The 12,809-nt window shown below is 64.7% G+C and carries 12 protein-coding genes; all 12 read left to right on the top strand.

What is annotated here, in order from left to right; all coding sequences use genetic code 11:
- The first annotated feature begins 233 nt into the window (after positions 1–233).
- The 12 genes from GJV37_RS03685 (at position 234) to GJV37_RS03740 (ending at position 12,806) form a co-directional block, all read left to right on the top strand.
- Positions 234–1,085, top strand: a complete 852-nt coding sequence (locus GJV37_RS03685; RefSeq protein ID WP_024764912.1) for a LysR family transcriptional regulator — start codon at positions 234–236, stop codon at positions 1,083–1,085.
- 220 nt (positions 1,086–1,305) lie between these two features.
- Complete coding sequence (flgB, locus tag GJV37_RS03690; protein ID WP_024764913.1) at positions 1,306–1,713, top strand: flagellar basal body rod protein FlgB; 408 nt, start codon at positions 1,306–1,308, stop codon at positions 1,711–1,713.
- 2 nt (positions 1,714–1,715) lie between these two features.
- The gene (flgC, locus tag GJV37_RS03695) at positions 1,716–2,162 is read left to right on the top strand and encodes a flagellar basal body rod protein FlgC (RefSeq protein ID WP_024764914.1); all 447 of its coding nucleotides are present in this window, start codon (positions 1,716–1,718) and stop codon (positions 2,160–2,162) included.
- 16 nt (positions 2,163–2,178) lie between these two features.
- Complete coding sequence (gene flgD, locus GJV37_RS03700) at positions 2,179–2,877, top strand: flagellar hook assembly protein FlgD (protein WP_170858290.1); 699 nt, start codon at positions 2,179–2,181, stop codon at positions 2,875–2,877.
- Between the two features lie 27 nt (positions 2,878–2,904).
- Positions 2,905–4,212 (top strand): flagellar hook protein FlgE, encoded by a 1,308-nt coding sequence (gene flgE, locus GJV37_RS03705; protein ID WP_170858291.1) that lies wholly within the window; start codon positions 2,905–2,907, stop codon positions 4,210–4,212.
- Between the two features lie 221 nt (positions 4,213–4,433).
- Positions 4,434–5,177, top strand: coding sequence for a flagellar basal-body rod protein FlgF (gene flgF / locus GJV37_RS03710; protein WP_024764917.1), 744 nt, complete (start codon positions 4,434–4,436; stop codon positions 5,175–5,177).
- 56 nt (positions 5,178–5,233) lie between these two features.
- Positions 5,234–6,019, top strand: a complete 786-nt coding sequence (gene flgG / locus GJV37_RS03715; RefSeq protein ID WP_024764918.1) for a flagellar basal-body rod protein FlgG — start codon at positions 5,234–5,236, stop codon at positions 6,017–6,019.
- A gap of 41 nt (positions 6,020–6,060) precedes the next feature.
- Entirely contained in the window at positions 6,061–6,753 is a 693-nt protein-coding gene (gene flgH, locus GJV37_RS03720) for a flagellar basal body L-ring protein FlgH (protein ID WP_037014602.1), read from the top strand.
- Between the two features lie 101 nt (positions 6,754–6,854).
- On the top strand, positions 6,855–7,910 hold the full coding sequence (locus GJV37_RS03725; RefSeq protein ID WP_235376402.1) for a flagellar basal body P-ring protein FlgI: 1,056 nt from the start codon (positions 6,855–6,857) through the stop codon (positions 7,908–7,910).
- Positions 7,911–7,920: 10 nt separating this feature from the next.
- Positions 7,921–9,168, top strand: coding sequence for a flagellar assembly peptidoglycan hydrolase FlgJ (gene flgJ, locus GJV37_RS03730; protein ID WP_169889538.1), 1,248 nt, complete (start codon positions 7,921–7,923; stop codon positions 9,166–9,168).
- Positions 9,169–9,202: 34 nt separating this feature from the next.
- Positions 9,203–11,200: a flagellar hook-associated protein FlgK gene (gene flgK / locus GJV37_RS03735; RefSeq protein WP_170858292.1), complete on the top strand. Its 1,998-nt coding sequence runs from the start codon at positions 9,203–9,205 to the stop codon at positions 11,198–11,200.
- Positions 11,201–11,210: 10 nt separating this feature from the next.
- Positions 11,211–12,806 carry a flagellar hook-associated protein 3 gene (locus tag GJV37_RS03740; RefSeq protein WP_205896334.1) on the top strand — a complete coding sequence of 532 codons (1,596 nt, stop codon included), beginning with the start codon at positions 11,211–11,213 and terminating at the stop codon, positions 12,804–12,806.
- Positions 12,807–12,809 lie beyond the last annotated feature (3 nt).

Here is a 12,809-nt window from a genome sequence, read left to right on the forward strand (position 1 = left end):
CCTTGTGAGGCCGCCTTCGGGTTCCAGGTGGGATTTTTCCAAGGGCAATGAAAGTCGCTCAACTCCGGGCTGTCCAGCGCCAACTGCTGATGCCAGTGATACAGGTCAGGTACATTGACCTTTTAAGGGCTTTTGTCGCTTGGCTGAAGGCCGCGTCGCCAGTGGGCTGGCGCCGGTTTGCCGGCAGCGTTGAGAAAAACTGTTGATGAATTTTTCGAAGAGGTGGGTCGCCGATGCTCAGCGCTGAACTGAAGGCGTTCCACCGCGTTGCCAAGCTGGGCAGCATTACCCAGGCGGCGAAAAAGCTCGGCCTCAGCCAGCCAACGGTGACTACCCAGATCCGCCACCTGGAAAGCCAGTACGCGGTGGAGCTGTTCTATCGCGGCGGCCGGCGCCTGACCCTGAGCGACGAGGGCGCGCGCCTGCTGCCGATGGTCGAGGCGCTGCTGCAGCAGGAAGCCGACATCGAGTTCTACCTGCGCAACTGCGGGCAGATGCAGGGCGCCCTGCGTATCGGCGCCACCTCTCCTTATTATGTGCTCGGGCTGATAAAGGATTTCCGCGAGCGCTTCCCGCAGATAGAAGTGTCGGTGGAGATCGGCAACTCCCAGCAGGTGCTCGAATCGCTCATCGAATGCCGGGTCGACCTGGCCGCCTCTTCGCAACAGGTGGATGATGCGCGCCTGACCCGCGTGGTGCTGGGCAGCGATCCGCTGGTGCTGGCTGTGCACCGCAGCCATCCGCTGGCGGCCATGCAGTCGGTGAACCTCGGCGAACTGCGCCAGCATTGCCTGCTGATGCGCGAGGCGGGTTCGACCACTCGCCAACTGACCGAGGCAATGTTGCAGCAGGCCGGAGTGGTACCCGCCTCGGTGCTGGAAATCGGCAGCCGTGAATCGATTCGCGAGGCGGTGATCCGCAACCTGGGCGTGAGCATCATTGCCCGCCAGGAAGTACCGGATAACCCCCAGCTGTGTGTACTGGAGATCAAGGGCGCGAGCCTGATCGACGAGTACCTGTATTGCCTGAAGGATCGGCGGCAGGCACGGTTGCCGAGCGCGTTCCTGGCGTTGGCGCAAGCGTAGGAACCTTTCGCTGGAGTGAGCCGGCTTGTTGCCGCGGGATGCGTCGAGCGGCAACGGCGGGAGGCGGGCGGCAAGGAAATCGGTTGCCGCTTTGCCGCCTTTTGCCGCTCCTTGCCGCCCTTGCTGGCTACTCAAGCCATTGAATATAAAGGAAATAGATGTTTGGCACGCACCTTGCTGAAGTGTTGGCAAGCCCACACCGGCAAACAGGTTCGCGACCATGAGCATCAGCTTCGACAAAGCCCTCGGCATCCACCAGCAAGCACTGAGCTTCCGCTCCCAGCGCGCTGAAGTGCTGGCCAACAACCTGGCCAACGCCGACACGCCCAACTACAAGGCGCGTGACCTGGACTTCGCTTCGGTGCTAGCGGCGCAGTCCGACAAGCTGAAGAACGGCACCTTCAGCACCGCCCTGACCAACGCTCGTCACATCGAGGCAGATGGCCTGGCCATGGGTGACGAATCGCTGAAGTACCGCATTCCGAACCAGCCCTCGATCGACCAGAACACCGTGGATGCGCAGATCGAGCAGGCCAACTATGCGGAGAACTCCGTGCAGTTCCAGGCCTCCTTCACCTTCCTCAACAGCAAGTTCAAAGGGCTGATGAACGCCCTGCGCGGAGAGTAATCATGTCCCTCGCCAGTGTCTTCAACATCGCCGGTACCGGCATGAGTGCCCAGACTACCCGTCTGAACACCACCGCTTCGAACCTTGCCAACGCCGAGAGCGTGTCCTCGAGCATCGACCAGACCTACCGTGCCCGCCATCCGGTGTTCTCGGCGATGCTCAACCAGGCGCAGGGCGGCAGCGACCAGGGTTCGCTGTTCGGCGAGACCGACCAGGCGGGTTCGGGCGTGCAGGTGCTGGGCGTGGTCGAGGACCAGAGCCCGCTGGTGCCGCGCTACGAGCCGAACCACCCGGCTGCCGACAAGGACGGTTACGTCTACTACCCGAATGTGAACGTGGTGCAGGAAATGGCCGACATGATCTCCGCCAGCCGTTCCTTCCAGAGCAACGCGGAAATGATGAATACCGCCAAGCAGATGATGCAGAAGGTCCTGACCCTGGGTCAGTAAGCGCAGAGGACGCCCCATGAGCATCAATACCGACAACAGCACGAGCTCGATCCTGTCTTCGCTGAACGCAGGCTCCAAGAACTCGTCGTCCACCACCGAGACCGGCACCAGTGCGCTGGGCAAGGACTCGTTCCTGCAACTGCTGGTCACCCAGCTGAACAACCAGAACCCGCTGGACCCGCAGGACAACACCGAGTTCGTCTCCCAGCTGGCGCAGTTCAGCAGCCTGGAGAGCATGCAGAACCTCGACACCACCCTGGGGACCTTCTACTCCTCGTTCCAGTCCTCGCAGGCCCTGCAGGCCTCGTCGCTGGTCGGCCGCTCGGTGATCGTCAATTCCAGCAAGGTGCAGGTCGACGACCCGTCCGCTGGCGTCAAGGGTTCGCTGGTGATGCCGTCCAAAGGCGATGGCGTGACGCTGAAAATCTATGACGATTCCGGTGATCTGGTGCGTACCGTCGACATGGGCAGCCAGAAGGCCGGCAACATCGACTTCACCTGGGATGGCAAGGACGACGGTGGCGAGCTGGTGGGTGCCGGTACCTACACCGTCAAGGCCACCGCGACCCTGGACGGCACCAGCACCGCCCTGACCACTTACCTGCCGGCCACGGTCAACAGCGTCACGCTGGGCCAGAACGGTGGGGAAATGACCCTGAACCTGGCGGGCATCGGCGCCATTTCCGCCTCCAGCATTCAGACCATCGGAAAATAACGCCGCGTTTCGGCACAGGAGCAACACATGTCTTTCAACACCGCCCTGAGTGGACTCAACGCCGCGTCGATGGACCTGAACGTCACCGGCAACAACATCGCCAACGTCGGCACCACCGGCTTCAAGTCGTCGCGTACCGAGTTCGCCGACCTCTATGCCTCCTCGATGCTCGGCACCGGCCGCATCGCCGTGGGTAACGGGGTGGTCACCCAGTCCGTCTCGCAGCAGTTCACCCAGGGCAACCTGAGCACCACCGGGCGCAGCCTGGACCTGGCGGTGAGCGGCAACGGCTTCTTCATGACCAGCGACAACGGCAGCCGCGTCTATACCCGCAACGGTACCTTCAACACCGACGCCAGCGGTTATATCGTCGATGGCTCGGGCAACCGCCTGCAGGGCTACGGCGTCAACGCCAACGGCAACATCGTCAATGGCGTGATCACCGACCTGAAGGTCGATACCGCCAACCAGCCGCCGAGCCCGACTTCGAAGATCACCTCGACCCTGAGCCTGAACTCCAACGCCACCACGCCCAAGACCACGCCGTTCGATGCCACCGACTCGGACAGCTACAACTGGTCGACCTCCGTGGACATCTACGACTCCCAGGGCAACTCGCACACCATGACGAACTACTTCGTCAAGGACGCCGCCAACAACTGGAGCATGTACACCCTGGTCGACGGCCGTAACCCGCAGACGCCGACCAGCACTACGCCGCTGAGCAGCGACATCACCTTCAATAGCGCCGGCCAACTGACGGGCATCACCTCCACCGGCATGACCGTCAACGCCGACAGGACCATGACCCTGACGGGCTGGACGCCGGCAGCTGTCACCGACTCCACCACCAGCCCGGTGACCTGGGGCGCCAACGGCGCGGCGGGGGCGACCGGCGGCATCAGCATCGACCTGACCAAGACCACCCAGACCAACGGCTCCTTCGCCGTGACCGCGGTGACCCAGGACGGCTACGCCACCGGCCAGATGTCCGGCCTGTCGTTCGCCGAGGACGGCCAGATGTACGCCACCTACACCAACGGCCAGTCCAAGGTGATCGGCCAGGTGATTCTGGCCAACTTTGCCAACACTCAGGGTCTGACCCCGGTCGGCAATACCGGCTGGAAGCAGTCGCTGGCCTCGGGCGAGGCAGTGATCGGCACGCCGACCTCCGGCACCCTCGGCTCGGTGGGCTCGGGCACGCTGGAGGAATCCAACGTCGACCTGACGGCGCAGCTGGTGAACCTGATCGTCGCCCAGCGCAACTACCAGGCGAACGCCAAGACCGTACAGACCGAGAGCACCATTTCCGACACCATCATCAACCTGCGTTGATGAGGTCTGCCGGCAACAACGCTCTCCGTCGGCAAATCGTCCTTTGCCGCAGGCGGCAGTCCTTCGCCGCCTGACGCTCATCGAGGCTCCTTCGGGAGCCTTTGTTTTTTGATAAATCCTTCTCTGTCAGCGTCTTGCACTTGTTTTCAGCGTTCTGGCACAACCCTTGCTGAAGTCCCTCCAGCACCGCCGGGAATCCGACCCGGCACTGGAGGAATGCCTTGGACAGAATGCTGTATGTCGCCATGAGCGGAGCGAGCCAGAACACCCTGGCCATGCAGGCTCACGCCAACAACCTGGCGAACATTTCCACGAGCGGTTTTCGTCGCGACTTCGAACAGGCGCGCGCGATGCCGGTCTTCGGTGACAGCTTTCCGGCGCGCGTTTACGCCATGAGCGAGCGCCCGGCCACCGACTTCACCGCCGGCGCCCTGCAGGAAACCGGCCGTGACCTCGATGTCGCCGCCAAGGGCGACGCCTGGATCGCCGTGCAGGCGCCCGACGGCGGCGAAGCCTACGTGCGCACCGGCAGCCTGGAAATCGACGCCCTCGGCCAGCTGCGCACCGGCAATGGCATGCCGGTGATCGGCAATGGCGGGCCGATTGCCGTGCCGCCGGAAGAGAAGATCGAGATAGGCGACGACGGCACCATCACCGTCCGTGGTCTGGGCAACCAGCCCAATGCGCTGGCCACCGTCGACCGCATCAAGCTGGTCACTCCTGATCCCAAGCAGTTGGAGAAGGGCGCCGATGGCCTGATCCGCCTGAAGGCCGGGCAGCCCGCGCCGCAGGCCGATGCCAACGCCAGCCTGCAGTCCGGCGTGCTGGAAGCCAGCAACGTCAACGCCGTCGAAGAGATGACCTCGATCCTGGCGCTGTCCCGCCAGTTCGAGCTGCACGTGAAGATGATGCGCACCGCCGAGGATGACTCCCAGGCCATGGCGCGTGTTTTGCAATTCAGCTGATAACACCTGATTACCCGTTCGAGGCGCCATGAATCCGGCGCCCGAGGAGAGAAAACATGCTTCCGGCACTTTGGGTCAGCAAGACCGGTCTGTCCGCCCAGGACATGAACCTGACGACCATCTCGAACAACCTGGCGAACGTGTCCACCACGGGCTTCAAGCGTGACCGCGCGGAGTTCCAGGACCTGCTCTACCAGATCAAGCGGCAGCCCGGCGCCAACACTACCCAGGACAACCAGCTGCCCTCGGGCCTGCAACTGGGTACCGGTGTGCGCATCGTCGGCACCCAGAAGAACTTCACCGCCGGCAGCCTGCAGACCACCGACAACCCGCTGGACATGGCCATCAACGGCCGTGGCTTCCTGCAGGTGCTGACCCCGGACGGCACCGTCGCCTACACCCGTGACGGCAGCTTCCACCTGAACTCCGACGGGCAGATCGTCACCTCCAACGGCAACGCCCTGGAGCCGGCCATCGTCGTCCCGGCGGAAACCCAGACCTTCACCGTCGGCAACGACGGCACCGTCTCGGTCACCGTCGCCGGCAACGCCACGCCGCAGATCATCGGCAATATCCAGACCGCCGACTTCATCAACCCGGCGGGCCTGCAGGCCACCGGCAACAACCTGTTCCTGGAGACCGCTGCCAGCGGCGCGCCGCAGGTTGGCACTCCCGGCCTGAACGGCCTGGGCACCGTGCTGCAGAACACCCTGGAGAACTCCAACGTCAGCGTGGTGGAGGAGATGGTGAACATGATCACCACCCAGCGCGCCTACGAGATGAACTCCAAGGTGATCTCCACCGCGGACCAGATGCTCTCGTTCGTGACGCAAAACCTGTAAGTCCTGATCCCGTAGTCGCTCTCCCCGAGAGGTAGCTGTAGATGAACCGTTCCCACCTCCTTCCGCTGCTGGCCATCGCCGCGTTGGCAGGGTGCGTGAGCCCGCCGCCCAAGCCGGACGACCCCTATTACGCGCCGGTGCTGCCGCGCACGCCCGCGCCGGCTGCGCAGAACAACGGGTCGATCTACCAGGCCGGGTTCGAGAACAACCTCTACGGCGACCGCAAGGCCTTCCGCGTGGGTGACATCATCACCATCACCCTCAACGAGAAGACCCAGGCGAGCAAGAAGGCCAGTTCGGACATCTCCAAGGACAGCAAGAACAAGCTCGGCCTGACTTCGATGTTCGGCAGCAGCCTGACCACCAACAACCCGGTGGGCAGCGGTGACCTGAGCCTCTCCGCCGAGTATTCGGGCAACCGGGAGAGCAAGGGCGACAGCCAGGCCGGGCAGAGCAACAGCCTGACCGGTTCGATCACCGTCACCGTCGCCGACGTCATGCCCAACGGCATCATCGCCGTGCGCGGCGAAAAGTGGATGACCCTGAACACCGGCAACGAGCTGGTGCGCATCGCCGGCCTGGTCCGCGCCGACGACATCGCCACCGACAACACCGTACCGTCCACCCGCGTGGCCGACGCGCGCATCACCTACTCGGGCACCGGTGCGTTCGCCGATGCGAGCCAGCCGGGCTGGTTCGATCGCTTCTTCCTCAGCCCGCTGTTCCCGTTCTGAGGATGATGAGCATGGCCTTCTCTGGAAAAACGCTGGTGGCGATCGCGGGCCGAGTCCGCTCCTACGTTCTGGTGGCGTTCTGTGCGTTGCTGGCGGTGCCGATGGCACAGGCCGAGCGGCTGAAAGACATCGCCACCATCCAGGGCGTGCGCAACAACCAGCTGATCGGCTACGGCCTGGTAGTCGGCCTCAATGGCACGGGCGACCAGACCACCCAGACGCCCTTCACCCTGCAGACCTTCAACAACATGCTGGCGCAGTTCGGCATCAAGGTCCCGGCCGGTTCGGGCAACGTGCAGCTGAAGAACGTCGCGGCGGTGTCCATCCATGCCGACCTGCCGCCGTTCGCCAAGCCGGGCCAGGCCATCGACGTCACCGTCTCCTCCATCGGCAACGCCAAGAGCCTGCGTGGCGGCAGCCTGCTGATGACCCAGCTCAAGGGTATCGACGGCCAGACCTACGCGATCGCCCAGGGCAACCTCGTGGTCGGCGGCTTCGATGCCGAGGGCCGCGATGGCTCCAAGATCACCGTCAACGTGCCGTCGGCCGGCCGCATCCCGGCGGGCGCCACGGTGGAACGTGCCGTGCCGAGCGGCTTCGACCAGGGCAACAGCCTGACCCTGAACCTCAACCGCCCGGACTTCACCACCGCCAAGCACATCGTCGACCGCATCAACGAACTGCTCGGCCCGGGCGTCGCCCAGGCAGTGGACGGCGGCTCGGTGCGCGTGAGCGCGCCGCTGGATCCGAACCAGCGCGTGGACTACATGTCGGTGCTGGAAAACCTCGACGTGCAGGCCGGCGAAGCGGTGGCCAAGGTCATCATCAACTCGCGGACCGGCACCATCGTGATCGGCCAGAACGTGCGCGTGTCGCCGGCTGCCGTGACCCACGGCAGCCTGACCGTGACCATCACCGAAGACCCCATCGTCAGCCAGCCCGGCCCGTTCTCCAACGGCCAGACCGCCGTGGTCCCGCGTTCGCGGGTGAACGCCGACCAGGAAGCCAAGCCGATGTTCAAGTTCGGCCCGGGCACCACGCTGGATGAAATCGTCCGCGCCGTTAACCAGGTGGGCGCCGCGCCCAGCGACCTGATGGCGATCCTCGAAGCCCTGAAACAGGCCGGCGCACTGCAAGCCGACCTGATCGTGATCTGAGGACGCCGACGTGGACGCCAGACTGCTTTCCTCCAGCACTTCCAGCACCGACAGCGGGTCCTACACCGACCTCAATCGCCTGTCGGCGATGAAGACCGGTTCGGCCCGCGACAGCGCCGGCAACATCCGCAAGGTCGCCCAGGAATTCGAATCGCTGTTCATGAACGAGATGCTCAAGTCCATGCGCTCGGCCAACGAGGTGTTCGCCAAGGACAACCCGATGAACAGCGAGGCCTCCAAGCAGTACCAGGACATGTACGACCACCAGCTGTCGGTGTCGCTGGCCACCCAGGGCCATGGCATCGGCCTGGCCGACGTGCTGGTCAAGCAGATGGAAAAGATGCGGGGCGTGCGCCACACCGGCAACAACCCGTTCGCCCAGGCAGGTGCCCAGGCCGCTGCCGACGCGACGCCGAGCGCGACGGCCACCGCGGCCGCCTCCGACCGCCAGAAAGCCCGCAGCCTGTGGTCGTCCAACGGCAAGGACCTGCCCCAGCCCGAAGCCGGCCGCGATGATCGCCAGGCCTTGAATTCGCGTCGCCTGGCCCTGCCGGGCAAGCTCGCCCAGCGCATCGCCGCCGGTATCGTGCCGGGCGCCGACAGCGGCAACGCCGTGGCTTCCAGCGCCGGCCAGCCGGCGCAGCTGGCCAGCAACGACTGGCGTGGCAACCGCGCCTACACGCAGCAGATCGATACCCGCGTGCCGGTCGCTGACGTCGACACCTCGGCCATCTCCACCAAGCCGGGCAAGTCGATGTTCGCCTCCGCCGACGACTTCATCAGCACCATGCTGCCCATGGCCGAGCGCGCCGCCAAGCGCATTGGCGTCGACCCGCGCTACCTGGTGGCCCAGGCCGCGCTGGAAACCGGCTGGGGCAAGAAGATGATCGCCCAGCGCGACGGCAGCAGCAGCCACAACCTGTTCGGCATCAAGAGCGGCTCCAGCTGGAAGGGCGATTCCGCCCGCGCCACCACGACCGAATTCGAGAACGGCAAGCAGGTCCGGGAGGTGGCGTCGTTCCGCGCCTACAACTCCTTCGAGCAGAGCTTCCAGGATTACGTGAGCTTCCTGCAGAACAACGACCGCTACCAGGGCGCGCTGGATTCCGCCGCGCGCCCGGACCAATTCATGAAGGAGTTGCAACGCGCCGGCTACGCCACCGACCCGCAGTACGCACGGAAGGTGAACCAGATCGCCAAGCAGATGCAGGTCTACCAGACCGTGGCGATGGCCGACGCCCCGACCCGCGCCCTTTGATGCCCACCTCAAGGGAACGCTCTAAGGAAAGCCCATGAGCCTACTATCCATCGGACTGTCCGGACTCAATGCCTCGCAAGCGGCACTGAGCACCACCGGCAACAACATCACCAACGTCAACACGGCCGGCTACACCCGCCAGTCGACGTCGCAGGTGACCTCTGCCGAGCAGTTCGCCGGGCAGTACTACGTCGGCACCGGCACCACGGTGCAGGACGTGCGCCGGATGTACAGCGAGTTCCTGGCCAACCAGTTGCGCGGCGCCACCTCGGTGGACAGCGATGCGCAGACCTACCTGTCCCAGGTCAACCAGATCGACTCGCTGCTGTCCGACAGCACCACCGGCCTGTCCAAGGTCATGCAGAGTTTCTTCGCCTCGCTGCAGACCGCCTCGGCCACGCCGACCGACGCCGCCTCGCGCCAGCTGGTGTTGACCCAGGCCAACAACCTGGCGCAGCGCTTCAATTCGATTTCCACCCAGCTGGGCACCCAGAACAGCTACGTCAACACCCAGATGGACAGCCTGGCCGGGCAGGTCACCGACCTGGCCAAGACCATCGCCCAGTACAACCAGGCGATCATTGCCGCCGAGGCCGGCGGCGCCAGCGCCAACGACCTGCAGGACAAGCGCGACCAGGCGGTGCTGCAGCTCTCGGGCATGATCGGCGTCAGCGTGGTCAAGCAGGGCAGCAGCCTCAACCTTTACCTGGGCTCCGGGCAGCCGCTGGTGGTGGGCGCCAATTCCTCCACCCTGACTGCCGGGCCGAGCGCCAACAACCCGTCGCAGTTCAGCCTGAGCCTGAGCTCCGGCAGCTCGACCATGGACGTCACCTCGGTGGTCACCGGCGGCCAGATGGGTGGCCTGCTGCGCTACCGCAGCGATGTGCTCGACACGACCCAGAACGAACTCGGGCGCATGGCCATCGTCCTCGCCGACACCTTCAACAGCCAGCTGGCCCAGGGCCTGGACCTGAACGGCAATTTCGGCGCGCAGCTGTTCAAGGACATCAACGACGCCAGCGTGATCGGCAACCGTAGCCTGGCCAACACCCATAACACCGGTACCGGCAACCTCAACGTCAACATCACCGACAGCGGCGCGCTGACCACCAGTGACTACGAGGTGACCTTCACCTCTGCCACCGGCTACACCATCAAGCGTTCCTCCGATGGCACGGTGCTGGGCAGCGGTGACCTGACCGACAACCCGCCGAAGGAATTCGACGGCTTCAGCATCAGCCAGCAGAGCGTCGGCACGGTGCAGGCCGGCGACCGCTTCACCGTGATCCCGACCCGCACCGCCGCAGCGGACATCTCGGTCACCATGACCGACTCCAACCGCCTGGCCTTCGCCTCGGCGGTGACCGCCAGCACCACCACCGGCAACATCGGTAGCGGCACCATCAGCGGCACCAGCCTGACCTCGCAGCTGGACTCGACCAACAGCGCGGCCATGTCGGCGGCAATCAAGGCTGGCCTGCCGGTCAAGCTGGTGTTCGACGCCGCCAGCGGCGGCACCCAGGGCTATACCATCTACGACTCGGCCGGCAATCCGCTGGGCACCGGCAACATCGTGCCGGGGCAGAGCAACGACCTCAGCATTACCGTGCCGGGCACGCCATCGTTCACCTTCGAGACCACCATCGCCGGCTATCCGGGGCAGGGCGACAGCTTCTCCGTGGCCTTCAACAGCGACGGCGACGCCGACAACACCAACGCGCAGAAGCTGATCGACCTGCAGAGTGCCAAGACCGTTGGCAGCGGCACCGGCAGTGGTAGCGGCATGAGCCTGACCGGCGCATACAGCAGCCTGACGGAGACCGTCGGCGCCACCGCCAACCAGGCCAAGCTCGACGCCACCGCCACCGAGGCGGTGCTGACCCAGGCACAAGGCACGCGCGATTCGCTGTCGGCGGTGAACCTCGATGAGGAAGCGGCCAACCTGGTCAAGTTCCAGCAGTACTACACGGCCTCCGCGCAGGTCATCAAGACCGCGCAGACGCTCTTCGACACTTTGATCAACAACATCTGAGGAGGCCGAAATGGTAGTGCGAATTTCCACCCCGCAGATCTTCAACTCCAACATCGACAACTACAACCGCGGCTACGCGACCCTGTCCAAGCTGCAGGAGCAGATCTCCAGCGGCACGCGCATCCAGACGCCCGCCGACGACCCCGTCGGCGCCGCGCGTCTGCTGCAACTGGAACAGCAGCAGGCGCTGCTGACCCAGTACAGCGGCAACATGACCAGCGCGACCAACAGCCTGAACCAGGAACAGAGCGTCCTCGACTCCATCACCACTGCCTTGCAGCGCGCCCGTGAACTGACGCTGCGCGCCGGCGACGGCTCGATGACCGACGAAGACCGCGGCGCCATCAGCGATGAACTGGGCGCCATCCAGAACCAGCTGCTGACCCTGATGAACAGCAAGGACGCCGGCGGCAATTACCTGTTCTCCGGCAGCAAGAGCACCGTGCAGCCCTTCGTGCAGAATGCCGACGGCAGCTTCAGCTACCAGGGCGACCAGAGCACGCTCAAGCTGCAGATCTCCGACAGCCTGCAGATGTCGACCAACGACAATGGCTGGAGCATCTTCGAGATGGCCGCCAATGCCAGTCGCACCATCAGCTCGGTGACCAGCAACCCGAACACCGACGGCACCCAGCGCGTGTTCCTCTCCCAGGGCACCGTCACCAGTGACAGCCAGTACAACGCCAGCTTCCGTGACGGCGCGCCGTACACCCTGAAAGTGCTCAGCGGCACGCAGTACCAGATCCTTGACAAGAATGGCAACGACGTCACCAGCGAGGCCACTACCAACGGTATCTACGACGCCACGTCCACCGACAGCAACGCCATTAACTTCCGCGGCTCGCAGTTCCAGCTGGACGTCTCGTTGCAGAAGACCGACGACGCCACCGCCATGGACAGCCTGGTCGGCGGCTACAGCTTCAGCTTCGGCACCGCGTCGGACAGCCTGTCGATCAAGCGCAACGCCACCAACACTTCGACCGCGCAGATCACCTCGGCCACGGTGAGCAACAACACCGCCTATACCACGCAGTTCCCCAACAGCGGTGTGCAGCTCAAATTCACCAGCGCCACCGCCTACGAGGTCTACGCGCTGCCCACCAGCCAGGGCGCCACGCCGCTGTCCACCGGCACGCTGGGCGCGACCTTCCCGCAGACGGTGACCGTCGCCGGCGTGGACATGAGCATCAGCGCGGCCCCCGCAGCCGGAGACCAGTTCAGCGTCACCGCCAGCTCGCCGGAGCGGCAGAACATCCTCAACACCATCGGCGACCTGCGCAAGGCGCTGGATACCCCGACGGCCGGCGACCCGCAGGCGCAGCTGAACATCCGCAACATGGTGGCCACTGCACTCACCAATCTGGACAAGGCGAGCGACCAGGTGCTCGCGACCCAGTCGTCGATCGGCGCACGGCTCAACACCATCGACGTGCTGACCCAGGAAAACCAGAGCCTGGCCCTGACCAATACCACGACCCAATCCTCGATCCGCGACACCGACATGGCCGCGGCGACGTCGCAACTGGTGTTGCAGCAGACCATGCTCGAAGCGGCCCAGGCCGCGTTTGCGCGGATCAGCCAGCTCAGCCTGTTCAACAAACTCTGAGCG

Origin of the sequence: Pseudomonas nitroreducens (assembly GCF_010994165.1) — a bacterium.
GTDB classification, from domain to species: domain Bacteria; phylum Pseudomonadota; class Gammaproteobacteria; order Pseudomonadales; family Pseudomonadaceae; genus Pseudomonas; species Pseudomonas nitroreducens.

Coding starts and splice junctions, on each gene's coding strand:
- flgH (WP_037014602.1), top strand. CDS start 6,061: ATGAACCGTTCCCACCTCCTTCCGCTGCTGGCCATCGCCGCGTTGGCA.
- flgD (WP_170858290.1), top strand. CDS start 2,179: ATGAGCATCAATACCGACAACAGCACGAGCTCGATCCTGTCTTCGCTG.
- GJV37_RS03740 (WP_205896334.1), top strand. CDS start 11,211: ATGGTAGTGCGAATTTCCACCCCGCAGATCTTCAACTCCAACATCGAC.
- flgK (WP_170858292.1), top strand. CDS start 9,203: ATGAGCCTACTATCCATCGGACTGTCCGGACTCAATGCCTCGCAAGCG.
- flgG (WP_024764918.1), top strand. CDS start 5,234: ATGCTTCCGGCACTTTGGGTCAGCAAGACCGGTCTGTCCGCCCAGGAC.
- flgC (WP_024764914.1), top strand. CDS start 1,716: ATGTCCCTCGCCAGTGTCTTCAACATCGCCGGTACCGGCATGAGTGCC.
- flgB (WP_024764913.1), top strand. CDS start 1,306: ATGAGCATCAGCTTCGACAAAGCCCTCGGCATCCACCAGCAAGCACTG.
- flgE (WP_170858291.1), top strand. CDS start 2,905: ATGTCTTTCAACACCGCCCTGAGTGGACTCAACGCCGCGTCGATGGAC.
- GJV37_RS03725 (WP_235376402.1), top strand. CDS start 6,855: ATGGCACAGGCCGAGCGGCTGAAAGACATCGCCACCATCCAGGGCGTG.
- GJV37_RS03685 (WP_024764912.1), top strand. CDS start 234: ATGCTCAGCGCTGAACTGAAGGCGTTCCACCGCGTTGCCAAGCTGGGC.